This window comes from Variovorax sp. dw_954, assembly GCF_018449755.1.
Classification (GTDB): Bacteria; Pseudomonadota; Gammaproteobacteria; order Burkholderiales; family Burkholderiaceae_C; genus Variovorax.
In genome coordinates this window covers 1-25,318 of record NZ_JAAVVD010000032.1, presented here as the reverse complement: position 1 = coordinate 25,318, position 25,318 = coordinate 1, and the positions used below count along the sequence as shown (strand labels likewise).

Here is a 25,318-nt window from a genome sequence, read left to right as displayed (position 1 = left end):
GGGTCGCGACCTGCGACGCTCACAACCATCAGTTTGGAGAGAAACATGGACATGTTGGAACCCGGCAAGTTCGGCACCGAAGTGCCGTTCAAGAAGCGCTACGACAACTTCATCGGCGGCAAGTGGGTGGCCCCCGCCGGCGGCCAGTACTTCGAGAACGTGACGCCGATCACCGGCAAGGTCTTCTGCGAGATCGCGCGCTCCACGGCCGAAGACGTGGACCGCGCGCTCGATGCCGCGCATGCCGCCAAGAACGCATGGGGCCGCACTTCGCCGACAGAGCGCGCCAACATCCTCATGAAGATCGCACAGCGCATGGAAGAAAACCTGCCCATGCTGGCGATGGCCGAGACCTGGGACAACGGCAAGCCGATCCGAGAAACGACGCTGGCCGACATGCCGCTGGCGGTCGACCACTTCCGCTATTTCGCCTCCTGCATCCGCGCACAGGAAGGCGGCATCAGCGAGATCGACAGCCAGACCTATGCGTACCACTTCCATGAGCCTCTGGGCGTCGTGGGCCAGATCATTCCGTGGAACTTTCCGATCCTCATGGCGGTGTGGAAACTCGCGCCTGCGCTCGCTGCGGGCAACTGCGTCGTGCTGAAGCCGGCGGAGCAGACTCCCGCTTCGATCCTCGTGCTGATGGAATTGATCGGCGACCTGCTGCCGCCGGGCGTCATCAACGTGGTGAACGGCTTCGGGCTCGAGGCCGGCAAGCCGCTGGCGTCCAGCAACCGCATCGCCAAGATCGCGTTCACGGGCGAGACAACCACCGGCCGACTGATCATGCAATACGCCAGCCAGAACATCATCCCGGTCACGCTGGAACTCGGCGGCAAGTCGCCCAACATCTTCTTCGAAGACGTGATGGCGAAGGACGACGGCTTCCTCGACAAGGCGCTGGAAGGCTTCACGATGTTCGCGCTGAACCAGGGCGAGGTCTGCACCTGCCCCTCGCGCGCGCTGATCCACGAATCGATCTACGACCGCTTCATGGAAAAGGCGATCAAGCGCGTCGAAGCCATCAAGCAGGGCAGCCCGCTGGAGATGAGCACCATGATCGGCGCGCAGGCCTCCAACGAGCAGCTCGAGAAGATCCTGTCGTACCTCGACATCGGCAAGCAGGAAGGCGCCAAGGCGCTGACCGGCGGCGAGCGGAACAAGCTCGAAGGCGAACTGGAAGGCGGCTACTACGTGAAGCCGACCGTGTTCCAGGGCCACAACAAGATGCGCATCTTCCAGGAAGAGATCTTCGGCCCGGTGGTGTCGGTGACCACCTTCAAGGATGAGGACGAAGCGCTGGCCATTGCCAACGACACGCTCTACGGCCTGGGCGCCGGCGTCTGGAGCCGCGACTCGAACCGCGCCTTCCGCATGGGCCGAGGCATCCAGGCCGGCCGCGTCTGGACCAACTGCTACCACCACTACCCGGCGCACGCGGCCTTCGGCGGCTACAAGGCGTCCGGCATCGGCCGCGAGAACCACAAGATGATGCTCGACCACTACCAGCAGACCAAGAACCTGCTGGTGAGCTATTCCGAGCAGCCGATGGGGTTCTTCTGACCATGGATCTGCGCCGCGTCACCTGCACGCCAGCGGCCGAGGCGCTCATCGACGTGGTCCGTGCCAAGCACGGGCCCGTCATGTTCCACCAGTCCGGCGGCTGCTGCGACGGCAGCGCGCCGATGTGCTACCCGCAGGGCGAGTTCATCATCGGCGACCATGACAAGATGCTCGGCGTGATCCACGGCGCGCCCTTCTACATCAGCGGGCCACAGTTCGAATACTGGCAGCACACGCAGCTGATCATCGACGTGGTGACGGGGCGCGGCGGCATGTTTTCGCTGGAGGGGCCGGAGGGGCTTCGCTTCCTCACGCGCTCGCGGCTCTTCACGGACGAGGAGTGGCAGCAACTCGAATCGGCCGAGTTATCGTAATATCCGGCAAAACATATCGCGCAGGCTCCACCCAGTGGCAAGCTTGCGCGATTCTTCCGTGTATCGATGGAGCGTCCGATCCATGTCCGCACCCTTCGCGCTGAACCTGTCGCGTTCTTCCGGCTTCGCGACCGGACCTGTTCCCAATGTCTACCGCCAGGTCGCCTGCTGCGAGGATGACGCGGCCGAGATCGATGCCGAGAGCAGGGGACGCTCGCGCGTGCAACAGCTCAACCCGCACGTGCATTGCTCGGTCATCGGCACCTGCCTGAGCACGGCGGAACTGCGCAAGATCGTCGCGAAGCACGGCCACATCGATGCGGCCCGTGCGTCGGATGTCGAGATCCATCACGAAGGCGTCTCGATCGCCAGCCAGACGGCCGGCGGCAAGGCCTTGTCGAAAGCGCTGGACAAGCGCCATGAGGCCGTCATCCGCAGCTTCGAGAAAGCCAAGGACGCCGATGCGCTGGAAGCGCTCTGGCAGCAGGCCCTGCAGGGTGGCGCCATCGCCGGCGCCTACTGGGCGCTGATGTCGCACCGCCATGTCACGGCCGAATTGCGGCAGCGCGCCTTCGGCGACGTGCACATGCTGTCGCACCTCGTCGGCGCCGCCAACCGGGCCGACATCCGCCGACTGGCCACGCTGGAGCAGGAATGCGCGGATTGGCGCGAGCAGTCCGAACGACTGCAGGCGCGCATCGCCGAATTGCTGCAGGAGAACCAGCAACTGAGGCTCGATGTCGAGGGGCTGAAGATGGAGAGCAGCGTGGCCCGCGTCCGGCCGGCGGAGCCACCGGGTGACGTCGAGTCGCTGCAGCGCGAACTCTCCGTGGAACGGCAGTTCAGCGCATTGCAAATGCAGCGATGCGACACAGCGGAACAGCAGCAGGCCGCCAGTGCGGCCAGCGAGGAGCGGCTGCGGGCCGAACTCGAAGGCGCAAGGCGCCACATCGACATGCTGGGCCGCGAACTGCATGGCGCGGAGGCGCACCTGCAGGCGCTCGCCGCACCGGAACACGACACGTCGGAGAGCCTGCGACTGGCGATCCAGGGACGCAGGGTCCTCTATGTCGGCGGTCGGCCCAGTTCGACGCCGGCCATCCGCAAGCTGGTGACCGATTCAGGCGGCGAATTCGTCCATCACGACGGCGGCCTGGAAGACCGCAAGGGCCTGCTCGCGAGCGCCCTGGCCGGCGCGCACCTGGTTGCTTTTCCGGTGGACTGCGTCGATCACGACTCGGCGGGCAACCTGAAGCGGCTCTGCACACGGCACGAGGTGCCGTTCCTGCCGCTGCGCACGGCCAGCGTGACCTGCTTCGCCGCCGCGCTGCTCGCCCATGCGGAAGAACAAGAGCCAGCCAGGCCCACCTTCCGAATGTGTCTCCGGCATGGATGAGGCTTCAAAAGGTGTGAAGATTTCGTAGCGAGGGCGCCGAGGTCGGGTTGAGGAGCGGAACCGCACTCTCGTGCGGTGAGCACCGCAGACCCGAGATCGGCGTCCGCAGTAGAAAGATTCACGCCTTTTGTCAGTCGGTGCCGATCATCACGCTGGACGCCTTGATGACCCCGTAGGCCTTGCCGCCTTCGACCAGGTTCATGCCTTCGGCCGAGGTGGAGGTGATGGTGGAGACGATCTGGACGCCTTCGGCGATCTCGAGCGTGACCTCCGTGGTGACCGGACCCTTGACGATCTTGATGATCTTGCCGGTGAGGACGTTGCGTGCACTGATTTTCATGGGAGCCTTCTAGTCAAGCAGTTGATTTGGAACGCAAATGTAAACGCATATGTTTCAATTGGCAGCGCTGCCGGCCACGAACACCTCCACCGCAATCAGGTTCGAGACCAGGCGCCCCTGCTTCACCTCGCCCGGAATGACGAGCCGCGCGACGCCGTTCGCGCCCAGGCCTGCGCCGTTGACGTCATAGGCGATCAAGGCGCCCTTGGCACCGAATCCCGGGTCGATTTCGCCGAGGGACACGGCCGCACGGTAGCCATCGCTACCGGTGGCGACGGCGTACGCCGACAAGGTCGGGTTCTTGACCGATGCCGGCAGCTTGAGCCCCACCGTGTTCAGCAGGGTCCACAGGCTGACGCCGGTATAGGTGCTGCTGCCGATCGTCTGGCTGGACTTTGGCAGGGCCTGCAGCGCGGCGAGGTCGAAGCTTGCCGGCGCGGTCACGGCGCCCGAGACCCTGAAGGAAGGCGATACGCCGCCTCCAGTGCCCGGCACGGTGGCGGCCGATGCGAAGACGTCGAGCCTGGTGAGGTTGGAGACATAGCGCCCGCCCTTCACATCGCCCGGCGCGGTCACGCGAACCGGCCCGTCGCTGGAATTCAGCGGCCCATTGAGGCCAGACACCGTCTCCAGGTACGCCAGGATGCTCGGCTTGTTGCCGAAATCCGGGCTGAGTTCACCGAGCGTGAAGATCACCTGGTAGCCGTCGCTTCCCGTGGCCAGCGCGTAGCGGCTCAGGACGTCGTTCTTGCGCGAGGCGTCGTTCTGGATGCCCGCGTCGCCGAGGATCGACCACAGGCTGGCGCCGGTGTAGGTGTGTGTCTGCGGCGTGGTGCCGCTGTTGAAGGTCACCGTCTGCGTCACCGCCGGCTTGGCCGCCAGCGTACCCAGGCTCACGCCCGACGGATGGTCGACGGCGCCGCCGACCTGCACCACCGGCGTGAGAAGCGCCGCCGCATTGGACGAATCGCCACCGCCTCCGCCGCATGCGCTCAACAGCGCCGCAGCGCAGGCTCCGGCACAAGCAATCCACTTCTTGGAACCATGCATGTCTTGTTCTCCCTTTTCAACGACCTTGTGGCAGGCCGATTGCCTTGTACCCATTGCGCGCGAGGATCGCTTGCCCTTCCGGCGACAGGATGCGCAGCGCGAGCAGCATCGCCTCCGGCTTTGCGCCCTTGACGACCGCCAGGCCGTATTGCGGGCCCACCTGGAGCTCCGGCACAAACGGCACCATCGCGACTTCCTTGCTCAGCTTCGCGTAGCGCTCGCGGCCCGAGCAATAGACGACCGCCAGATCGACCCTGCCGTCATTCAAGGCATCGAGGTAGTAGTCGCCGCTGGGCGAAGGCGGCGCGCCGGGCGGGTTGTCGAGCACCACCGCCCTGCCCTGCAGCGCGGCCTCCGCGCCAGGCTTGAGCCGGCCCGCGGCGGTGAACAGTTCGACCGTGTAGTCACCCAGCGGATCGACCTTTGGCGGCGAGACACCGACCTTCACGCCCGCCTTCAGCAGCGCGTCCAGCGCCCCGGCACTGTCGATGCGGCCAGCGCGCGCGGGTGCCAGAAGGCACAGCGTGTTCTGCGCGAACAAGGCCATCACGCTGGCCCGGCCATCCTGCACCAGCTTGCGCGCGTGGCCCAGGTCGGCGGAGGTGAAGACGTCGACCTTTTCCCCGGCCTCGATGCGTTCGCGCATGCGGCCCGACGCGCCGAACTGGGTGGTCACCGGGATCTTCTCGCTGGCGGTGAAAGCTGCTGCCACCTCGGTCATGGCTTCGCGCAAGGAGCCTGCGCCGTAGAGCACCAGGCCGTCTTGCGCCCATGCAGGTGACGCGCACCCGAACACCGCCAAAAGCGCAGGAAGAAAAGGCAAGACCAACCGCCGGGAAGCGATGCGCATGAATGAATGTCTCCGGAACTTTGCTTCGACGGAACGCCGAGCGTTGTATTCCGCAAATCATATCGCGGCACTTGCGGCCGCGCGCGTCAACCTTCGCGCGGCGCCTTGCCCACCATCTTCGCGGCACGCAGGAAGTCGAAGTCCACGCCCCTGTCGGCCTGCATCACCGATTGCAGGAACAGCTTGCGGTAGCCCCGCTCGGCCGTCGGCTCGACCACCGGCGACGCCTCGGCGCGGCGCGCCAGCTCCTCGTCCGACACCAGCAACGCGATCTCGCGCCTGGCCACGCTCAGGCGGATGCGGTCGCCGTTGCGCACATGGGCCAGCGGCCCGCCGATGGCGGACTCCGGCGTCACGTGCAGCACGATGGTGCCGAAGGCCGTGCCGCTCATGCGTCCGTCGGAGATGCGCACGATGTCCTTCACGCCCGCCCGCGCCAGCTTGCGCGGGATCGGGATGTAGCCGGCCTCCGGCATGCCCGGCGCGCCCTTGGGGCCGATGTTCTTCAGCACCAGCATGTCCTGCGCCGTCACGTCGAGGTCGTCGCGGTCGATGCGCGTCACCAGGTCCTCGATGTTCTCGAACACCACGGCGCGGCCCTCGTGCTCCATGAGCCCGGGGTCGGCGGCGGACTGCTTGATGATCGCGCCGCCCGGCGCCAGGTTGCCGCGCAGCACCGCGATGCCGCCCTGCGGATAGATCGGGTTGGCGGCCGGGCGGATCACGTCCTGCCTGAATCCCGGCCCGGCGCGCTCGATCTCTTCGCCGAGCGTGCGGCCGGTCACCGTCAGGGCGTCCAACTTCAACAGCGGCTTGAGTTCGCGCAGCAGCGTCGCCATGCCGCCCGCCGCGTGGAAGTCCTCCATGTAGTGCTGGCCTGACGGCTTCAGGTCGAGCAATACGGGTGTGTCGCGGCCCATGCGGTCGAGCGCGGCCAGGTCGATCTCCAGGCCCATGCGGCCGGCGATGGCCGTAAGGTGGACGATGCCGTTGGTCGAGCCGCCGATCGCCAGCAGCACGCGCATCGCGTTCTCGAAGGCCGCCGGCGTCAGCACCTTGTCGATGGTCAGGCGCTCGCGCGCCATTTGCACGGCCTGCGCGCCGGTTTGCTCGGCGATGCGGATGCGGTCGGCCGTGACGGCGGGTGGCGATGCGCCGCCCGGCATCGTCATGCCCAGCGCCTCGGCAATGCAGGCCATCGTGCTGGCCGTGCCCATCACCGAGCAGGTGCCGACGCTCGCGACAAGCTGGTTGTTGACGTCAATGGTCTCCTCCGCATCGATGTCGTCGGCGCGGTAGCGGGCCCAGTAGCGCCGGCAGTCGGTGCAGGCGCCCACGCGTTCTCCACGATGGCTGCCGGTCAGCATCGATCCGGTGATGAGCTGGATCGACGGAATGGCGGCCGAGGCCGCACCCATCAGTTGCGCGGGCACCGTCTTGTCGCAGCCGCCGATGAGCACCACCGCATCCATCGGCTGGGCGCGCACCAGTTCCTCGGTGTCCATCGACATGAGGTTGCGCAGGAACATGCTGGTCGGCGCGGCAAAGCTCTCGTGGATGGAGATGGTCGGGAAGTCCATCGGCAGGCCGCCCGCGAGCATCACGCCGCGCTTCACTGCCTCGATGAGCTGCGGCGCATTGCCGTGGCACGGGTTGTAGGCGCTGCCGGTGTTGGTGATGCCGATGACGGGCCGGTCCAGAGCGGCATCGGTGAAGCCCGCGCCCTTGATGAAGGCCTTGCGCAGGAACAGCGAGAAGCCCTGGTCGCCATAGCTGGTCAGGCCCTTGCGCATGCCGGAGTTGTCGGGCGGGTCGGTCGGTTCGAAAGGGGATTTGGGCATCGTGGTCCTGCGGGTCTTTTGGGTCATGCCGACTTGAACACACGCTGTGCAAGGCCGGCAAGAAACCAATCATTACGTATCTCCGCCCCGCGCGGAACTTGAAACGGGCCGGTTGCGCAAATTGCCCTCCGCAGGGGGGCAGACGCCTGCGGATCTGGCGCCCATAGTGTTTCGGACACGCGATCAAAGGAGAATCTCATGAACAGGATTCTGTTGGGATCGAGCCGCGCGCGCCTCGCGTGGTCGCTGCTCATGGCACTGTGCATCGCATCCTGCGGCGGTGGAGACAACGCGTCGTCCGACTTCGCGTCGATGCCGTCCACCGCGTCCCTGAAGCCCGCGCCCGACTCGTCAACACGGGCGCCGATGGCAACCGATGCAAAGATTCCCGGCGCCGAGGCTGCGGACGTTGGCAGCGCCAAGACGGACGTCGGCAATGAAAAGCTGCCCATCGACGTTGACATACCCGCGCTGGTGTCCCTTCGGCTTCTTTCGAGCGCACCGCAGTGGGTCTCGGGTGGCGATGCCCGTATCGAGGTGCAAGCCCCGCCCATCCTGCACGACAAGGTGGAGATCTGGATCAATGGCCGGAAGACCTTGCAGGCGCAGGAGCTGGATTCCAGCGGACGCAGGATGGAAGGCGTTGTCAGCGGCTTCGCCAACGGTGACAACACGCTCCAGGTCCGTTTCCTGCACGGCCTGATCGTCGCAGCGTCGATACGCCTGCATAACTGGCCGATCGAGGGTCCGATGTTCTCGGGCCCTCACCAGGTTCCGTTCGTCTGCACCACGAACCAGTTCGGACTGCAGCCGATAGCCGACTCGGCGGCTCCGCCTGGCTACAAGGTGCTCGACGCTGGAGGCAACCCCGCCGGCTTCAGCCGCGACTGCTCCATCGACAGATTCATCACTTATTCGTACCGCGCCACCGACAACACCTGGAAACTGCTGCCGCCCGGTGACGCGGCGCTGGCCGACATGGCTCGGGTGACCTTGCCTGACAAGCGTACGGTGGACTTCATCGTGCGCCGCGAGGTCGGCACCATCAATCGATTCCTCTACAGCTTTGCAATGCTGGCGCGGCGTGGAGAGGATCCGGCGCACCTGGACACAAGTCTGTGGAATGGTCGCCTCGGCTATTTCTTCACCGGCAGCGTCGGAATCGGCCATTCGCAGGGAACCCTGAGCGACGCGCTCCAGCCTGAAATACTGGCGCTGGGCTACGCCATCGCGAACTCGAGCGGCAACAGCACTCGCACGCACTACAACCTGCAGTTGGCCGACGAGACGGCGATGATGACAAAGGAGCGCTTCATCGAACGCTACGGCGTGCCGACGTACACCGTGGGCGTGGGCGGCTCCGGCGGTGGAATCGCGCAATACATCCTGGCGCAGAACAGCCCGGGCGTCCTGGACGCGCTGGTGCCGATCCAGTCCTTCCCCGACATGGTTTCGCAGGTGACCCACGTCGGCGATTGCGAGTTGCTGGAGTACTACATGGACATGACCGACCGAAACAACACGCGGTGGCGCGATGTCAGGAATCGCACGCTGCTCGTGGGCATGAACGGCGAGCCGGCGGTGGTGGATCCGATGGCATTGGCCAAGCAGATCCTGGGCTTGAACTTCCCGAGCATGAGCACAGGCTCGACCGAATGCGTGAAAGGCTGGCGCGGCGCGTTCCCGCTGGTGATGAACCCATGGTTCGGGAGCGTGGCCAATGCGGATTCCTACGTACCGCCGGGCGACGTCGTCGCACCGCAGCCCGACATCCGCCCGCCCATCCAGTGGACGCACTTCGGCGATGCGGTCAACATCTACGGCACCGGCACAGACGGCTTCGCGCGCCACACGTGGGACAACGTCGGCGTGCAGTACGGCCTGAAGTCCGTGAAAGATGGCAGCATCACGCCGCAGGAGTTCCTTGACCTCAACTTCAAGGTGGGAGGCTGGGTGCAGCCGAAGGACATGGTGCAGGAGGGCTATCCGTTCAATCCCCTCTACTCGGCCCAGGCCGTCATCGCGAACCCCTCGCTGTTCGACCCCTGGAGCCGGCGCAACATGACTGTCTCCCCGGCGCTTGACATGCCGGCGCCACGCACCGAGGGCAGCATCGAGGCCATGCAGGCCGCCTATGCTTCCGGCCTCGTGTACAGCGGCAACGACCTGCTGCCCACCATCGACAACCGTCAGTACCTCGAGCGCGAGGCCAACATGCACGACGCGCACCAATCCTTCGCGGTGCGCAAGCGCGTGCTGCAGAAGACCGGGACCACTGACAACCTGGTGATCTGGTTCACCGACACGGTGCCCCCCGCGCCGCCTGGCGCACCTGCCAACCCGCCGCAGGCGGACAGGAGCTTCCTCGCATTCAGCGTGATGGACCAATGGATGGCCAACATGCGCGCTCATCCGGAACTGGGCATCGCCGGGAACCGGCCGGCCGACGCGCAGGACAGTTGCTTCGACGTCTACGGCACGCTGATCGCTCGCGGGCCAACCGTCTGGGATGGGATCCTCGACAACAAGGCACCCGGCGAATGCACCCGCCTGTTCCCGTTGTTCACCGACTCGCGCATCGTCGCCGGCGCGCCTTTCGAGGGAGGCATCTACAAGTGCGCGCTGAAGAGCGTGGACGCGGCGCTGGCCGACGGCACCTATGCGCCGTGGGTTCCGGACGACGCCTCCGTCGCGAAGCTCAAGCTGATCTTCCCGCAAGGCGTGTGCGACTACAGCAAGCCGGACCTGGGGCGGCCGCAGCAGCCGGAAACATGACAAAGCTCGGCGTGGCGGATCGCGATAGCGCTTACGTCCGGCCGAGCTTGCGCAAGGCCTCTTCGCGCGTGTGCACGTCGAGCTTGCGGTAGACGCGATCGGCGTAGTCCTTTGCCGTAGCAAGACTGATGTGAAGCTGCGCCGCGATCGAGGCGAATGTATGGTTCTGCGCCAGCAGCAGGCACAGTGCCATCTGCTTGTCGGACAAACCGGCCGCGTGCATGTTGCGGACCATCACCAGCACCAAGGGCTCCTGCTGCTGGACGGTCACGCCGACCATTGCGTTCGCGGCTTCGGAAAGGGGATCGAGCCAGTGCGCCCGGAAAACGAAGCGGCCCATCGGGCTGTCGCAACAAACGACCGGCGGCGCCGCTTCGCGTCCGCGCGAGATCCGCACGAGATTTGCAAAGACGCTCAGGATGGCGGGCGGTATGTAGTCGGCGGATGCGTTTGCGTGCGCCGCGACATAGAGGATCTGCCGGGCCCGCGCGCTCATGTAGGCCACCTCCGCGCGCTCGTCGAGGATGACCAGGCCGTTGTCGCCGCTGTCCGCGAACTCGTCCGCGAGGCCTCCCGATTCGCACGATTCGGGCGGGTGCATGGCATGCGCGACGTACGGGAGCATTTGCCGCAAGGTGGCCTTTTCAGCCGCGCTGAATTCCGGCTGGCGGGCCGACCTGCCCAGCACGAAGGCGCCCAGGCCCTTTCCGTTCGGCGTATCGCGCACGACACCGTCGATGGCGTGATGCAAGGCGTAGGGTCGATAGATCAGGTGATAAGTGTCTCCACGGTAGAAATCCCGGGTGAAGAACGGAAGCAGGTTGCCAACCTCGCCGCCGCGCAGCATCGTCGTCTCGAAATCGAGGGGCAATGATCGTTCGACGACACCCTCGAGGTTCTCCGCCAGCGTCGTCACCACTTCAGGGATCACGTATTCCGGCGTGAACCCGGCGAGGCGCCCGTGTTCGTCAGCCCAGAAGAATCCATTGGTCTCCGATGGAAGCAGTTCGTGCGCCGCAGACAGCAGGCTGGGCATCACGGCCTGGGGCTGCAGGCCCAGGCAGCACAAGCGCCGGAAATGGGCAATGGCCGACATTCGTGTCATGTCATCTCCTCGACCAGGACCTTCGACATCCCCGCGAATGCCCTCCGCAGGACGCCGGACGCGCCCGGACAGGTCACTCGTGCTGCTGCCGCAGGACAGCAGTTCCCTCGGTGCCGGAAGCAGCACCGATTCTGGGTCCTTCGCGCGCTCCTGCCGCGGGATGTTTGGATCGGTTGCGTCTGTTGCCGCGCCGCCTTGACAGCGGGCCTGTCGGTGTCGGTCGCCTCATGCGGCGGGCGGCGGACCGTTCAGCTTCTAACGAGCCCGCCGCAATGCCTCATAGGGATTCAGCGCCTCCCCCTTCCACCACTGCTTCTGCGGCCCCAGCAGGAACACGGCGAAGTGAAGATGGGGCGCATCCGGCGGCGCGTTGCCGGTGGTGCCCACGTAGCCGATGAGATCGCCGCGCCGCAAGGGCTTGCCTTCCTGCAGCCCGTCGGCGTAGCGGTCCAGGTGCGCGTAGTAGTAGGCCAGCCTTCCGCTGGGGTCGAACTGGTAGACCGTGAGGCCCCCGGCCTTGCTGGTGAACAACTTCACCAGCGGCCCGTCGTCCACGGCGACGACGCGGGTGCCGCGCGGCGCCGGGATATCAAGCGCCTCATGCCGGTGGCCGGGACGGCCGTCATTGAAGGTGTCAGTCAACTTGTCCGGGTCGATCCCTTCGACCGGAAAGCGCAATGGACGCGCGGACAGCAGCGCAAGCGCATCGGTGGATGGCGACGCCGGCGCCGTCACGGCCGAGGGTGGGGGCGCGGCGACCTGCGCCACCGCCCCCGCCGACATCACGCACCACAATGCAGCCACCCATCCAACGCGCGGCATCACATCCTTCTCATGCCCTGACCTCGACCGCGAAGCCGGCCTTGGCGAGCCGGGCGACGCGCGCCGCATCCCAGTTGGTCAGGTGGATGCAGCCGTTCGTTTCCTCGTGTCCCACCCGCTCTGGCGCCGGCGTGCCGTGGATGCCCCAATGCGGCTTCGACAGACCCATCCAGACGTTGCCGACCGGGTTGTTGGGCCCGGCAGCCACGTCGACCTTCTTCGCATCCGCGGGCGCATTCTTCAGGATGGAAGGGTCGTAGGTGAAGGTCGGGTTCTCGACCTCGTTGGTGATCTTCATCTTGCCGAGCGGTAGCGGATCCAGCGGCCCGCCGATGCTGATCGGGAAGCCAGCCAGCGGTCTTCCGTCGCGGTCCAGCACGAAGAGCATGTGCTCGCCCTTGTCGATCTCGATCGAGCGGGCCGCCTTGACGATGCCGGCATCCGCCGCGCCGGTGACGTTGGCCGCGATGACTTCATCGCCCGCCTGGAAGCGCGCGCCCCGATTGAGCTCGACCAGGGAACGCGGCGACATGTGATGCTTCTCCGCGAGCGCCTCCTGCAGGTTCTCGTAGTCCAGCGACTTCAGTTTTGCGCGCTCGGACATGTCCTGGGGTATGGACGTGAATGGACCTGCCGCGTCGTTCGCGGTGATGGCGTAGGTCGCGAACGGCGGCGCAGCGTCCGCGTTCAGGGCGGCCCATGTGGGTCCATCGATCTTGCCGCTGACGGCGAGCCCGCTGGACTTCTGGTAGGCCGCCACCACACGCCGCATGTTGGCGCCGAAGCCGCCATCGATCTCGCCCGGCGAGAACCATGCGCGGTCCAGCAGGATCTGCGCGCGCATGACCGCTGCGCCGCGCGCGCCTTGGGCCAGCGTGGGCGTGTCGTGGGCAGCGTTGAGCTTGTCGATGGTCACCGTGCCATCGACGACGTCCTGCTTCTTCGTGCCAGCGGGCGGCCGGTGCGCAGCGAGCGCCACCCAGGGCGAGGCGCCAAAGGCAAGGCCAGTGACAGTCATCAGGAAAGTTCGGCGTGCTGAGGTCATTTGGGACTCGGTCAAGTGGGGACGCGCCATCCTTCGTCCCGACCGTGCCGGTGCCTGTAGTCGCAGGCAGACAAAGCGCCTCGGCACAACGCGCGTCCACCGCGCGCCTCCTCTTCCTCACTGCCGGAACTGCTTCGACGCAAAGGTCCACGCCATGCGCGAGGCATCCGGCCCCTTGTCGTCGCTGAAGAACTCCTTGGCGGCGCCACCGCTCCATGCATGGCCCAGCCGCGCGATCTCCACCAGGGTGGCGACGGTGCTGCCCTTGCGCTTGTAGTCGGTCACGGTCGCCGGATAGCGGCTGCCTCGCTGCACGCTGCGGGTGGCCGTGGCACGCGCGCCGGCAGCCGAGGCCCAGGCCTGCACCGCTGCGTGGCCGTTGTTTGGCGAAACCACACGGTCCAGCCCGCCATGAATCACCATGAGCGGCGGCCAGGAGGTCACCACCGCCAACGGCCGGGCCGCCAGCGACTTGGTATGCCGCAGTCCGTGCATCGCGCCCACCGCCGACATCGTCGAGTGCGCGGTGCCGGGCGGAATGCCGGAATGCATGACGACCGCCTTGAACCGGTCCGGATGCCTGCTGACCAGCAGCGCGGCCATGCTGGCGCCCGCCGACAGGCCGACTGCCGCCACGCGTGCGCGATCGCCTCCGTAGAGCAGGGTCACCTGGTCGATGGCGCTCATGATGAGCGCGGCCTCTCCGTACGCGCGGCCGCCCGTGGTGTCGTACCAGTTCCAGCAGCCCTGTGGATTGGAGACGCGGTCCTGCTCCGGGTAGAGCACCATGAAGCGCTCGCGCGCCGCGATGACGTTCATGCGGGTGCTGTTGGCAAAGGTTCTGGCGTCCTGGCTGCAGCCGTGCAGCATGACCATCAAGGGCAGGCGCTCGCCCACCTTGACGCCGGGCGGGCGGAACAGCCGGTAGCGGCGCATGCCGGTCGCGCCCATCGCCACGCCCTGCAGCCATTGGCCCGCGCCCGCCGGCGGCTTGCGCTTCTTGATCGTCTGCTTCACCGTCTGCTTGACTACCGACGCCATGGCCGACTGGCCCACGCGCATGCCCTGCCGGGTCATCGACGCGATGCTGCGCTGGAAGATCGCACCCCATGACGGGGCCTTGTATCGCCTTGCCATGCCCGCGTTCAGCGACGCGACTTCCTCTTCGTCGTGGCCGGTTTCGCCGGCGACTTGCCGCTCCAGAAGTCGAGCACCTGTCGCGCGACTTCCGCCTGCGCCGTCGCCACGTTGCGCTTGGCCGCCGCGGTGGCCTGGCCCCTCGCAGATCCGGCCGTTCGATTCGCGGCGCTGAGCCACATGCTCATGAATGGATTCTTCGTCGTCCAGGGATTGCGCATTGGATGTCTTTCAAGGGCCGGGATGGCCGAACCACACAGCATGAAATCCCGCCGCGGTCGCACAGGCGATGTTTAAGCGCGACACCGTGTCGGCTCGTTCTTACGCCATAGGTTTTCATGTGCGCCGCCCAATTGAAATTGATCGTATCGGTGTGCGTTTTGGCCGCCTGGAATCGCGCGGCGCGGTGCTACAACCCGCAGTGCATGCCGCCTCCCTAGCCCTCCAATCACCATGAAACCCCACTGCACGACGCATCCGTTTCTCACCGGCGGCGGGGACGCAGCGCGATTGATCGCGGAATTCGACTGGGGGCGCACCAGCGCGGGGTCGATCGGCACCTGGTCGCAGACGCTCAAGGCGTCGGTATCGATGATGCTGCAGTCGTCCGTGCCCATCGCCCTGCTCTGGGGAACGGAGGGCGTGATGATCTACAACGATGGCTATGCCGTCTTCGCGGCCGCACGGCACCCGCAATTGCTCGGCATGAATGTGCGCGACGGTTGGCCGGAGGTGTTCGACTTCGCCGATAACCTCATGAAGGTCTGCCTGGCGGGCGGCACGCTCAGCTACCGGGACCAGGAACTGACGCTCTACCGCACAGGCGCCCCCGAGCAGGTATGGATGAACCTCGACTACTCGCCGGTGCGCGACGAGTCGGGCCAACCGGCGGGCGTGATGGCCATCGTGATCGAGACCACGGCCAAGGTACGCGCCGAGCAAGCGGTGCGCGTGCGCGACGCACGCTTCCAGACCGTCGCCGAGGCCATGCCCAATCACGTCTGGGCCGCCCCGCCCGATGGATCGGTCGACTGGTTCAATCACAACGTCTCGACCTACACCGGCCTGCCGTTGCAGCAGCTTGTTTGCGAGGGGTGGGCGAACATCGTGCATCCCGAGGATCTCGCCGATGTCACCCAGCGATGGCAAAGCGCGCTGGCCGAGGGCAGTGCCTACGAGGCAGAAGCCCGGCTGCGCCGCGCCGATGGGGCCTACCGCTGGCACATCGCGCGCGCCGTACCCCTGCACGACGAGGCCGGCGCGATCATCCACTGGGTCGGCACCAACACCGACATCGAGGACCAGAAGGCCGCTGCGCTGGTGCTGGCCAACATGAACCAGATGCTCGAGGAGCAGGTGGCCGAGCGCACCGCGGACCGCGACCGCATGTGGCGCCTGTCGATGGACGTCATGGTGGTCGCCGACTTCGATGCGCGGATCCTTTCCGTGAACCCGGCGTGGACGCGGCTGCTCGGATGGTCGCAGACCGAACTCGTCGGCCACAACTTCCTCGACCTCGTGCATCCCGATGACCGCAGCGCCACGCTGGCGGAACTCGCCCGGCTGGCCGACGGCGCCGCGACCTTCCGCTTCGAGAACCGTTACCGCCGCAAGGACGGCAGCTACTGCCCGTTCATGTGGACCGCCGTGCCGGACGAGCGCTTCATCCACGCCGTGGCCCGCGACATGACCACAGACCACGAGGCCGCGGAAGCCCTCAAGCGCACCCAGGCCGCGCTGTACCAGTCGCAGAAGATGGAGAGCGTCGGCCAGCTCACCGGCGGCGTGGCGCACGATTTCAACAACCTGCTGCAGGTGATCTCGGGCAACCTGCAGTTGCTCTTGCGCACCGTGGGGGCCGAAGGTTCCGCCGCGCGGTATGTGACGAATGCGATCGCCGCCACGCAGCGCGGCGCGCGGCTGTCGAACCAGTTGCTCGCGTTCGCGCGGCGCCAGCCGCTGGACCCGAAGGTGGTGAATGTCGGCCGCGTGATCGCGGGCATGGAGGACATGCTGCGCAGCACGATCGGCGATGCGATCGAGATCAGGACGGCGGTCTCCGGCGGGCTATGGAACAGCTTCGTGGACGCGGCCCAGGTCGAGAACGCACTGCTCAACCTGGCGCTCAACGCGCGCGATGCCATGGAGGGCTCGGGGCGTCTCACCATCGAAGTCGGCAATGCCTCGCTCGACAAACGCTACACGCGCGACTACCCGGACGTGGTCGCGGGGCAGTTCGTGCTGCTGGCGGTGACCGACACCGGCAGCGGCATGACACCGGAGATCGCCGCCAGGGTGTTCGAGCCCTTCTTCTCGACCAAGGCCGAGGGCAAGGGCACGGGCCTGGGACTGTCGATGGTCTACGGCTTCGTACGGCAATCGGGCGGCCACGTGAAGCTCTACAGCGAGCCGGGGCACGGCACGACCGTCAAGATCTACCTGCCGCGCGCCGCCGGGGACGTGTCGACGGTGGCGGAGGAGGTGGACGTACTCGATGGTGGCAGCGAGACCGTGCTGGTGGCGGAGGATGATGACGCAGTGCGCGCCACGGTCGTCGAGTTGCTTGGTCACCTGGGCTACGAAGTGCTGGAGGCGCGCGACGCGGCTGCGGCGCTGGCCATCCTCAAGAACGGTGCGCAGGTCGACCTGTTGTTCACCGACGTGGTCATGCCGGGCAAGCTGCGCGGCCCCGAACTCGCACGCAAGGCCCGACAGTTGCAACCCGGGATCGCCGTGCTCTTCACATCGGGGTACACGCAGAACGCCATCGTGCACGGCGGGCGGCTGGACAGCGGGGTGGAACTGCTCGGCAAGCCCTATACGCACGATGCGCTGGCGAAACGGATTCGGCGCGTCCTCGCGGACAAGGCGCGCCGACTGCGCTGAGTGCGCAAGGGTCAATATCTGCGCGGACGCATCGCGACCAGCAGGGCCATCAGCGCGGCGCCGCCCGCCATTGCATAGCCCACCGAGCGCATGGGCTCATCGGCGATGTACCGGGCGCTCCTGGACTTCAGGTCGATCGCACGGCCCTTGAGTTCATTCAGCTTGTCACCGGCGGCAGTCGCCGCGTTCTTCGCGTAGACCCGTCCGGTGGCCGCGGCATCCGACGCGATGTCCCCGGCGTCACTCGCAGCAACCCTGGCGACGTTGGCGGCATGCTGTCCCGTGGTCCGGGCTTCGGCCGCGACATTCCATGCGGCAATCTTGGCGTCATGGCTGGCGCGGCGGGCGTCCTCGACCAATTCAGCCGGCGTCTTCGTTTGCAATTCATCCATCTGGCAACTCCTTGTACTTCGGAACGGCAACATGCCGTATCGATGAAAGGAGTCTTGGGACCATAACGTACCCGCCATGTGGGCACAGGGGCGCAACCCGCGTAGGTCCAGTCTCGCAAGCGAGCGGGCGAGCCACGCGAGCGCGAGCTTGCTAAAGCTTCGCGATCGACACTTCGGTCGACTTCACCAGAGCGACCACGTCGGAGCCGGGCCGCAGTTGCAGCTCGTCGACCGAGCGGGTGGTGATGACCGAGGTGACCACGCCCCAGGCGGTCTCGACATCGACTTCGGAGACAACGTCGCCGCGGATGATTTCCTTCACCTTGCCCTTGAACTGGTTGCGAACGTTGATGGCCTGGATGGACATGAGATGACTCCTGTGGGTTGAAAAAGAAACTTCAGAGCGCCCAGCGCAGGGCGTGGGCGGGACCGTCGGCCCAGTGCGGGTCGTTGCGGGCGGGTTCGGCGTCGGGCTTCTGCAGCACACGGTCGAGGATGCGTTTCTCGATCGCGGCAAAGGCCGGGTCGCCCTGCGAGCGCGGGCGGGCCAGCGCGATGTTCTCGTCGAGCGCGATGCGGCCGTCCTCGATGAGGATCACGCGGTCGGCCAGCGCCACGGCTTCCTGCACGTCGTGCGTCACCAGCAGCGCGGTGAAGCGATGGCGCAGCCACAGGTCCTCGATGAGGCGGTGCATCTCGATGCGGGTCAGCGCATCCAGCGCACCCAGCGGTTCGTCCAGCAGCAACAGCCGCGGGCGGTGCACGAGCGCGCGCGCCAGCGACACGCGTTGCCGCTGCCCGCCCGACAGGCGCGCCGGCCATTCGTTCTCGCGGTCGGCCAGCCCGACCTGCGCCAGCACTTCCTTGCCGCGCCCCCTGGCCTGCGCCGGCAGGCCCAGCGTGACGTTGTCGAGCACGCGCCGCCAAGGCAGCAGCCGCGCCTCCTGGAACATGATCCGCGTGTCGTCGTGCAGCCCGTCGATGGCCTTTCCATCCGTGTAGAGCGCGCCCTCGCTGGCCGCTTCCAGGCCGGCCACAAGCCGCAGCAAGGTGCTCTTGCCGCACCCGCTGCGCCCGACGATGGCGACGAACTGCCCCGGCTCGACGACAAGCCGCGTGTTGCGCAGGACCTCGCGCTGGCCGTAGCGCTTGTGAAGGCCGCGCGCTTCCAGCTTGACGCCGCCTTCGTTGGAAATCGTTTGATCGGTCATTGAGCTTCTTTCAGGTGGTCTTCTTTTGATAGCCCGGGTGCCAACGCAGCCACCATTGCTCCAGGCCGCGGGCGAACAGATCCGCCAGCTTCCCCAGCAACGCGTACAGCAGGATCCCCACCAGCACGATGTCCGTCTGCAGGAACTCCCGCGCATTCATCGTCAGGTAGCCGATGCCGGCCTGCGCCGAGATGGTCTCGGCCACGATCAGGATCACCCACATGAGCCCGAGCGAGAAGCGCAGGCCCACCAGGATCGACGACAGCGCCCCCGGCAGGATCACCTCGCGATAGAGCTGCCAGCGGCTGAGGCCGTAGGTGCGCCCCATCTCGATCAACTGCGGGTCGACATTGCGAATCCCGTGGAAGGTGTTCAGGTAGATCGGAAAGAACACCGACACGCTGATGAGGAACAGCTTGGCCGACTCGTCGATGCCGAACCACAGGATCACCAGCGGGATCAGCGCCAGCGCCGGGATGTTGCGCACCATCTGGATGGTCGAGTCGAGCAGCGTCTCGAAGAACTTCACCGAGCCGGTCAGCAGGCCCAGTGCGAGCCCGAGTCCACCGCCGATGGCCAGCCCCGCGAGCGCCCTGCCCGCACTCACCTTCACATGCGTCCACAGCTCGCCCGACAGCGCCAGCGTCCACGCGGCCTTCACCACGTCGATGGGGGCCGGCAGCACGCGCGTCGACAGCCAACCCAGCGAGGAGGCGATCTGCCACACGACGATCAGCGTGATGGGCACCAGCCACGGCACCAGCCGCGTTCCCACGCCCAGCGCAAAGGCCTTGGCGGCGCCGGACGGAGGTGAGGAATCGACGGGCAAGGTTTGCACTTGTTCAGTCATGAATGCTTTTGCTTTCAGCTCTGCGAATGAAGGCGCGACGGCGCATCGAGATTGGCCACCACCTCGCCGAACGGTCCGCCGAGCGGCCCGCCGCGCAACTGCTGCCTGACGCGCTTCGACAGCAGCGGGAACACCAGTTCGGCGAACCGGTAGGCTTCCTCCAGGTGCGGATAGCCCGAGAGGATGAAGTTGTCGAGCCCGAGCGCCGCGTATTCCTCGATGCGCGCGGCCACCGTCTTCGCATCGCCGACCAGCGCCGTGCCCGCGCCACCGCGCACCAGCCCCACGCCGGCCCACAGGTTGGGCGACACCTCCAGGTCGGCGCGCGAGCGCTTCTTGCCCCCGGCATGCAGCGCAGCCATGCGGCGCTGACCTTCGGAATCCATGCGCGCGAAGGCGGCTTGCGCGCGGATCACGGTGTCGTCGTCGACGCGGCTGATCAGCTCTTCGGCGGCGCGCCATGCGGCGTCCTCGGTCTCGCGCACGATCACGTGGAGGCGGATGCCGAATTGCACCGTGCGCCCCCGGCGCGCGGCACGGGCCCGCACATCGGCCACCTTCTTGGCGACTTCGGCCGGTGGCTCGCCCCAGGTCAGGTAGGTGTCGACCTGCTCGGCCGCCAGCTCATGCGCCGCCTCCGAGGAACCGCCGAAATATACCGGCGGATACGGCGCCTGCACCGGCGGATAAAGCAGCTTCGCGCCCTTCACGCTCAGGTGCTTGCCCTCGTAGTCGAAGGCCTGGCCGTCGTGACTGCGCGCCAGGATCTCGCGCCAGATGCGGATGAACTCGGCCGACTGCTCGTAGCGCGCCGCATGGTCGAGGAACACGCCATCGCCTTCGAGCTCGGCCTGGTCGCCGCCGGTGACCAGGTTCACCAGCAAGCGGCCGCCGGAGAGCCGGTCGAAGGTCGCGGCCATGCGCGCGGCCAGGCCCGGCTGATGGAGTCCGGGCCGCACTGCCACCAGGAACTTGAGCTTGCGCGTGGCGCCGATCAGGCTGGACGCGATCACCCACGGGTCTTCGCAGGAGCGGCCGGTCGGGATCAGCACGCCCTCGTAGCCCAGCTGGTCAGCGGCGCCGGCGATCTGCTGCAGGTAAGGCAGGTCGACCTGCCGGGCGCCCTCGGTGCTGCCGAGATAGCGGCTGTCGCCATGGGTGGGGAGGAACCAGAAAATGTTCATGCAATGCCCGCCCCGGCGGCCTCGAGCAGGTTGATCTTCTTCGGGATCAGCTTCAGTTCGAAGAAGGTGTCGGCGATCTGCTGTTGCTCGGCCAGGATGGCCTTGGTGATCGGCGCGGTGCCATAGGCCGCTCGCGCGACCGACACATCGACCACCGACTTCGGCAAGCCCCACAGCGTGGACAGTTCCTGCGCGTAGGCGCTCTTGTTGGCCACGGCCCACTGGTCGAGCTTGTCGATCTCCTCGACCACCAGCTTGAGCACGTCGGCGTTCTTCGCGACATAAGGCAGAGACGAGAAGTAGTAGCCCCGATTGCCGACCACGCCCTTGCCATCTGCCAGGATGCGCGCGCCCAGCGTGAGTTCGGCGGAGGCCAGGAACGGGTCCCAGATCACCCACGCGTCGATCGAGCCCTTCTCGAAGGCAGCGCGTGCATCGGGCGGCGCCAGGAAGACGAAGTTGAGGTCGCTGTATTTCAAGCCCGCCTGCTCCGCCAGCCTGACGATGAAGTAATGGACGTTCGAGCCCTTGTTGAGCGCGACTTTCTTGCCTTTCAGGTCGGCCACGGTCTTGATCGGCGAGTCCTTGTGCACCAGCACCGCCTCGGCGCCCGGCCGCGGCACGGTCGCGGCCACATAGGCCAGCGGCGCGCCGGCGGCCTGCGCAAAGATCGGCGGTGCCTCGCCCACATCGCCAAAGTCGATCGAGCCGACGTTGAGCGCCTCGAGCTGCACCGGCCCGGCATTGAACTCGGTCCAGGTCACGCCCACGCCGAGCGGTGCGAGCCGCTTCTCCAGCGTGCCACGGCCCTTGAGCACGGTGAGCGCGCCTTTCTGGTTGCCCACACGCAGCGTGCGCGACGGGCTTTGCGCCAGCGCCGCGAACGACGGCAGCGCGATGGCGGTGGCCGCGCCCTGCAACAGGCGGCGACGCTGGATCGAATGAGAAGAGGTCATGATGGATTCCTTCAGGCAAGCCTTGTCCCGCGCCGCGAATGAGCGGCGAAAAAAGAGCGGGACGATGAACGGGATATCGGTTGCCGCGCCCTGGCGCCAATGCGCGGCGGAAGCTTCAAACGCTACATCGCACCCGGGAGAAATGCACCGGCTCGAAGCCCCGCATCGGCGGCAGCTTCAGCCCTTCGGCGGCCAGCACCTCGGCCGCTTCGTCGAGCCGGTGCGCCAGGTCGTCGTGCACCCGGAATTCGCCTTGCGGCGTGGCGGTGATCTGCGCATCGGTCGCGTAGATGCCCGGCAGGATGTGCCGCGCCGCCAGGGCCTGCAGCACCGGCCGCAGTGCGTAGTCGAGTGCCAGCATGTGGTGCGCGCTGCCGCCAGTCGCCAGCGGCAGCACCGTCTTGCCCTTCAACGCGCCTTGCGAGAGCAGGTCCAGGAACACCTTCAGCACGCCGCTGTAGGCCGCCTTGTAGACCGGCGTGGCCACCACGACCACGCGGGCCTGCGCCACTTGGGCAATGGCATGCGCAATGTCGGGATGCTCCCACTCGGCCCGCAACAGCGCCTGCGCCGGAAGCTCGCGCACAGTGACGCGCTCGATGCGCGCGCCGCGCCCGTGGAGCCGGCTGCCCACCGATTCGAGCAAGGCGGTGGAACGGGACGGCGACGAAGGACTACCGGCAATCAGGAGGACGGTCACGGGAAGCTACTTTTTTGAAGGGTGAGTTCGCCCCGGGCGCCTGCTGGACAGGCGCTCTTGCGGATCGGGGCGACGCGGGAAAGGAGGCGGCCGGCCTACTTCAACTTGGCCGTGTAGATCTGGTCGAAGGAGCCGCCATCGGCGAAATGCTCCTTGTCGGCCTTGGTCCAGCCACCAAAAGCCTGGTCGATGGTGAACAGCGTCAGCTTGGGGAACTGGCTGTCGTACTTGGCCTTGGCCTTGTCGGAGGTCGGGCGGTAGTAGTTGCGGCCGACGATGTCCTGGCCTTCGTCCGAGTAGAGGTACTTCAGGTATTCCTCGGCCACGGCGCGCGTGCCCTTCTTGTCGACCACCTTGTCGACCACCGTCACGGTGGGCTCGGCAAGGATGCTGATGGACGGTGCAACGATGTCGAACTTGTCGGCGCCGAATTCCTTCAGCGCCAGGTAGGCCTCGTTCTCCCAGGCCAGCAGCACGTCGCCCACGCCGCGCTGCACGAAGGTGATGGTAGAGCCGCGTGCGCCGGCATCGAGCACCGGCACGTTCTTGTAGAGATTGCCGACGAACTCCTTAGCCTTGTCATTGCCGTTGTTCGGGCCGCCGTACTTGCGCTTGCCGAATTCCCAGGCAGCCAGGTAGTTCCAGCGGGCGCCGCCCGAGGTCTTCGGATTCGGCGTGATCACCTGCACGCCGGGCTTGACCAGGTCGTCCCAGTCCTTGATGCCCTTCGGGTTGCCCTTCTTCACGAGGAACACGATGGTCGAGGTGTACGGGGCCGAGTTGTGCGGCAGGCGCTTCTGCCAGTCGGGCTTGACCAGGCCGCCGTGCGTGACGAGCGCGTCGGTGTCGCCGGCCAGCGCCAGCGTGGCCACGTCGGCATCGATGCCGTCGATGATCGAGCGGGCCTGCTTGCCCGAGCCGCCATGCGACTGCTTGATCACCACGTCCTGGCCGGTCTTGGCCTTCCAGTAGGCGACGAAGGCCTTGTTGTAGTCGACGTAGAGCTCGCGCGTCGGGTCGTAGGACACGTTGAGCAGGTTGACGGTCTGGGCGAACGACGGCAGCGCCGTCAGGGCCATGCTCGCGCCCAGCGTGGCACCGAGGGAAAGCTTGATAAAGTCGCGGCGAAGGCTCATGGCGGTCTTTCGGAAGGCAAATCTGGCTGAGAAGCTGCCGATTCTGAAAGCCACCCTACAAAACAGGAACTACCGTTTTCACAGTTCCAAATAGCCAAATCAACTAAGGACCCCGCAAATGGCACGAATGATTCAGTGCGTGAAACTCGGCAAGGAAGCCGAGGGACTCGACTTTCCCCCCTATCCAGGCGAACTCGGCAAGAAGATCTGGGAGAGCGTGAGCAAGGAAGCATGGGCCGCCTGGCTCAAGCAGCAGACCATGCTCGTGAACGAAAACCGCCTGAACCTGGCCGACCAGCGCGCCCGTGAATACCTGAAGCGCCAGATGGAAAAGCATTTCTTCGGCGACGGCGCGGACGTCGCGCAAGGCTACGTGCCGCCGAGCGCCTGATCTTCAGGCGGCTGTGAAAGGGGACTTGAAAGCGGACTTGGCCGGACGCAAAGGACGCGAAGAAACGCAAAGGACGCAAAAAAGTCAAAGAAGACTTTTCTGGTTTTCTTTCGCGTCCTTCGCGAAACCTTCGCGTCCTCTGCGTCCGGTCCCCGTATTCCAGTACCCAGCTTCATGACGTCCGCTGACTAATGCCCGAACCCGTCCAGTGGCGCGCCGACGGTGTTCCGCGCAGCGAGCGCTTCGACGACATCTATCACACGGAAACCGGCGCTCTGGCCCAGTCCCGCCATGTATTCCTCGGCGGCTGCGGGCTTCCTGAAGCCTGGCGCGGCCAGCCGCAATGGCTGGTTCTCGAAACCGGCTTCGGCTTTGGCTTCAATTTCCTGACAACCTGGCAGGCCTGGCGTTCAGACCCGGCCCGGCCGCGCATGCTGCACTTCGTCTCGATCGAGGCGCATCCCGTGGGCGTGGAGGGTCTGCTGCGCGCCGCGTCAGGCTATCCGGAACTGGCCGAACTCGCCCAGGCGCTGGCCAGGCAGTGGACGGAACTGCTGCCGGGCTTTCACCGCATGAGCTTCGACGACGGCCATGTGCTGCTGACGCTGTGCGTCGGCGACGTGCAGGCCATGCTGCGCGCCCAGCGCTTCGAGGCCGACAGCATCTACCTCGACGGCTTCAGCCCGGACCGCAACCCCGCGATGTGGTCCCCGGAAACTCTCAAGGCCGTCTCGCGCTTTGCCCGGCGCGGCACCGGCCTTGCCACCTGGACCATTGCACGGGCCGTTCGGGATGCGCTCGCGCAGAACGGATTCCAGGTGCGCAAGGCGCCGGGCCTGCCGCCCAAGCGCGACTGCCTGCGCGCCGTGTTCCACCCGGCCTGGACACCGCGGCGCCGCACCCCGCGGGCCGAACGCGCGGCACCCGGTCGTTGCGCCGTCATCGGCGCCGGTCTGGCGGGCGCGGCGGTCGCGGCCAGCCTGGCGCGGCCCGGATGGCAAGTCGACGTGTTCGCCAAGGCCGGCCCCGTGCCGGGCGCCGCGCGCGCCCCCCCGCCCCCCGCGCCCCCCCCCCCTCCCCCGCCCCCCGCGCCCCCCCCCCCCCCCCCGCCGCCCGCCCGCCCCCCCCCCCCCCGCCCCCCCCCCCCGCCCCCCCCTCCCCCCCCCCCCGAGGCCCCCCCCCCCCCCCCCCGTGCCCCCCCGCTTTCCGTGCGTGTTTTCCTGGACGCTCTTTATCGCACGGTACTCACCAACATACTACATCGCTTCCTCAGTCAGCGCGCGTCTCCCGACTTCCCAGACACCCCACTGT

General features: G+C 66.6%; 24 protein-coding genes. 7 read left to right on the top strand and 17 right to left on the bottom strand.

Translation table 11 applies throughout. The annotated features are described in order from the left end of the window. Positions 1–45 precede the first annotated feature (45 nt). From adh to HB681_RS32965, 3 genes are all read left to right on the top strand, one after another. On the top strand, positions 46–1,566 hold the full coding sequence (adh, locus tag HB681_RS32975) for an aldehyde dehydrogenase (protein ID WP_213959106.1): 1,521 nt from the start codon (positions 46–48) through the stop codon (positions 1,564–1,566). 2 nt (positions 1,567–1,568) lie between these two features. Further along, positions 1,569–1,940, top strand: a complete 372-nt coding sequence (locus tag HB681_RS32970) for a DUF779 domain-containing protein (protein WP_213959105.1) — start codon at positions 1,569–1,571, stop codon at positions 1,938–1,940. An 82-nt stretch (positions 1,941–2,022) separates the two neighbouring features. Continuing rightward, positions 2,023–3,336: a DUF2325 domain-containing protein gene (locus HB681_RS32965; RefSeq protein ID WP_213959104.1), complete on the top strand. Its 1,314-nt coding sequence runs from the start codon at positions 2,023–2,025 to the stop codon at positions 3,334–3,336. Positions 3,337–3,466: 130 nt separating this feature from the next. On the opposite strand, the gene HB681_RS32960 is transcribed toward HB681_RS32965, so the two are convergent. The 4 genes from HB681_RS32960 to HB681_RS32945 all read right to left on the bottom strand — a co-directional run bounded on the left by HB681_RS32960 (position 3,467) and on the right by HB681_RS32945 (position 7,417). Next, on the bottom strand, positions 3,467–3,676 hold the full coding sequence (locus HB681_RS32960) for a molybdopterin-binding protein (RefSeq protein ID WP_213959103.1): 210 nt from the start codon (positions 3,674–3,676) through the stop codon (positions 3,467–3,469). A gap of 54 nt (positions 3,677–3,730) precedes the next feature. After that, entirely contained in the window at positions 3,731–4,726 is a 996-nt protein-coding gene (locus HB681_RS32955) for a molybdopterin-binding oxidoreductase (RefSeq protein ID WP_213959102.1), read from the bottom strand. 16 nt (positions 4,727–4,742) lie between these two features. Then, positions 4,743–5,576 carry an extracellular solute-binding protein gene (locus HB681_RS32950; RefSeq protein WP_213959101.1) on the bottom strand — a complete coding sequence of 278 codons (834 nt, stop codon included), beginning with the start codon at positions 5,574–5,576 and terminating at the stop codon, positions 4,743–4,745. An 86-nt stretch (positions 5,577–5,662) separates the two neighbouring features. Continuing rightward, positions 5,663–7,417 carry an IlvD/Edd family dehydratase gene (locus HB681_RS32945; RefSeq protein WP_213959100.1) on the bottom strand — a complete coding sequence of 585 codons (1,755 nt, stop codon included), beginning with the start codon at positions 7,415–7,417 and terminating at the stop codon, positions 5,663–5,665. A 198-nt stretch (positions 7,418–7,615) separates the two neighbouring features. Here HB681_RS32945 and HB681_RS32940 point away from each other — a divergent pair, with 198 nt between their 5' ends. Continuing rightward, on the top strand, positions 7,616–10,192 hold the full coding sequence (locus HB681_RS32940; RefSeq protein WP_213959099.1) for a DUF6351 family protein: 2,577 nt from the start codon (positions 7,616–7,618) through the stop codon (positions 10,190–10,192). A gap of 31 nt (positions 10,193–10,223) precedes the next feature. Here the strand turns inward: HB681_RS32940 and HB681_RS32935 are convergent, their stop codons facing one another. The 5 genes from HB681_RS32935 to HB681_RS32915 form a co-directional block, all read right to left on the bottom strand. Continuing rightward, complete coding sequence (locus tag HB681_RS32935) at positions 10,224–11,297, bottom strand: helix-turn-helix transcriptional regulator (RefSeq protein ID WP_213959098.1); 1,074 nt, start codon at positions 11,295–11,297, stop codon at positions 10,224–10,226. 255 nt (positions 11,298–11,552) lie between these two features. Beyond that, positions 11,553–12,119 carry a M23 family metallopeptidase gene (locus HB681_RS32930; RefSeq protein WP_256735193.1) on the bottom strand — a complete coding sequence of 189 codons (567 nt, stop codon included), beginning with the start codon at positions 12,117–12,119 and terminating at the stop codon, positions 11,553–11,555. 10 nt (positions 12,120–12,129) lie between these two features. Continuing rightward, positions 12,130–13,164: a L,D-transpeptidase family protein gene (locus HB681_RS32925; RefSeq protein ID WP_213959096.1), complete on the bottom strand. Its 1,035-nt coding sequence runs from the start codon at positions 13,162–13,164 to the stop codon at positions 12,130–12,132. 117 nt (positions 13,165–13,281) lie between these two features. Next, complete coding sequence (locus tag HB681_RS32920) at positions 13,282–14,301, bottom strand: PHB depolymerase family esterase (protein WP_213959095.1); 1,020 nt, start codon at positions 14,299–14,301, stop codon at positions 13,282–13,284. 8 nt (positions 14,302–14,309) lie between these two features. Next, the gene (locus HB681_RS32915) at positions 14,310–14,489 is read right to left on the bottom strand and encodes a hypothetical protein (protein WP_345944798.1); all 180 of its coding nucleotides are present in this window, start codon (positions 14,487–14,489) and stop codon (positions 14,310–14,312) included. Between the two features lie 265 nt (positions 14,490–14,754). Between HB681_RS32915 and HB681_RS32910 the strand changes: the two genes are divergently transcribed. Then, positions 14,755–17,187: a PAS domain-containing sensor histidine kinase gene (locus tag HB681_RS32910; RefSeq protein ID WP_213959093.1), complete on the top strand. Its 2,433-nt coding sequence runs from the start codon at positions 14,755–14,757 to the stop codon at positions 17,185–17,187. Between the two features lie 11 nt (positions 17,188–17,198). On the opposite strand, the gene HB681_RS32905 is transcribed toward HB681_RS32910, so the two are convergent. The 8 genes from HB681_RS32905 to HB681_RS32870 form a co-directional block, all read right to left on the bottom strand. After that, positions 17,199–17,579 carry a hypothetical protein gene (locus HB681_RS32905; RefSeq protein ID WP_213959092.1) on the bottom strand — a complete coding sequence of 127 codons (381 nt, stop codon included), beginning with the start codon at positions 17,577–17,579 and terminating at the stop codon, positions 17,199–17,201. A 151-nt stretch (positions 17,580–17,730) separates the two neighbouring features. Next, positions 17,731–17,946, bottom strand: a complete 216-nt coding sequence (locus HB681_RS32900) for a molybdopterin-binding protein (protein ID WP_213959091.1) — start codon at positions 17,944–17,946, stop codon at positions 17,731–17,733. A 31-nt stretch (positions 17,947–17,977) separates the two neighbouring features. Next, on the bottom strand, positions 17,978–18,790 hold the full coding sequence (locus tag HB681_RS32895) for an ATP-binding cassette domain-containing protein (protein WP_213959090.1): 813 nt from the start codon (positions 18,788–18,790) through the stop codon (positions 17,978–17,980). Positions 18,791–18,800: 10 nt separating this feature from the next. Further along, the gene (ssuC, locus tag HB681_RS32890; RefSeq protein WP_213959089.1) at positions 18,801–19,640 is read right to left on the bottom strand and encodes an aliphatic sulfonate ABC transporter permease SsuC; all 840 of its coding nucleotides are present in this window, start codon (positions 19,638–19,640) and stop codon (positions 18,801–18,803) included. A gap of 14 nt (positions 19,641–19,654) precedes the next feature. Continuing rightward, positions 19,655–20,824 carry an FMNH2-dependent alkanesulfonate monooxygenase gene (ssuD, locus tag HB681_RS32885; protein WP_213959088.1) on the bottom strand — a complete coding sequence of 390 codons (1,170 nt, stop codon included), beginning with the start codon at positions 20,822–20,824 and terminating at the stop codon, positions 19,655–19,657. Beyond that, entirely contained in the window at positions 20,821–21,780 is a 960-nt protein-coding gene (locus tag HB681_RS32880) for a sulfonate ABC transporter substrate-binding protein (protein WP_213959087.1), read from the bottom strand. Before HB681_RS32880 ends, ssuD begins: the two co-directional genes overlap by 4 nt. A 115-nt stretch (positions 21,781–21,895) precedes the next feature. Continuing rightward, entirely contained in the window at positions 21,896–22,480 is a 585-nt protein-coding gene (gene ssuE, locus HB681_RS32875; protein ID WP_213959086.1) for an NADPH-dependent FMN reductase, read from the bottom strand. A 95-nt stretch (positions 22,481–22,575) separates the two neighbouring features. Next, a complete protein-coding gene (locus HB681_RS32870; protein ID WP_213959085.1) occupies positions 22,576–23,616 on the bottom strand; it encodes a sulfate ABC transporter substrate-binding protein in 1,041 nt (346 codons plus the stop codon). Between the two features lie 118 nt (positions 23,617–23,734). Here HB681_RS32870 and HB681_RS32865 point away from each other — a divergent pair, with 118 nt between their 5' ends. After that, positions 23,735–24,007: an oxidative damage protection protein gene (locus HB681_RS32865; protein WP_213959084.1), complete on the top strand. Its 273-nt coding sequence runs from the start codon at positions 23,735–23,737 to the stop codon at positions 24,005–24,007. Positions 24,008–24,198: 191 nt separating this feature from the next. Then, the coding region (mnmD, locus tag HB681_RS32860; protein ID WP_256735192.1) for a tRNA (5-methylaminomethyl-2-thiouridine)(34)-methyltransferase MnmD at positions 24,199–25,318 on the top strand (1,120 nt) is incomplete at its 3' end.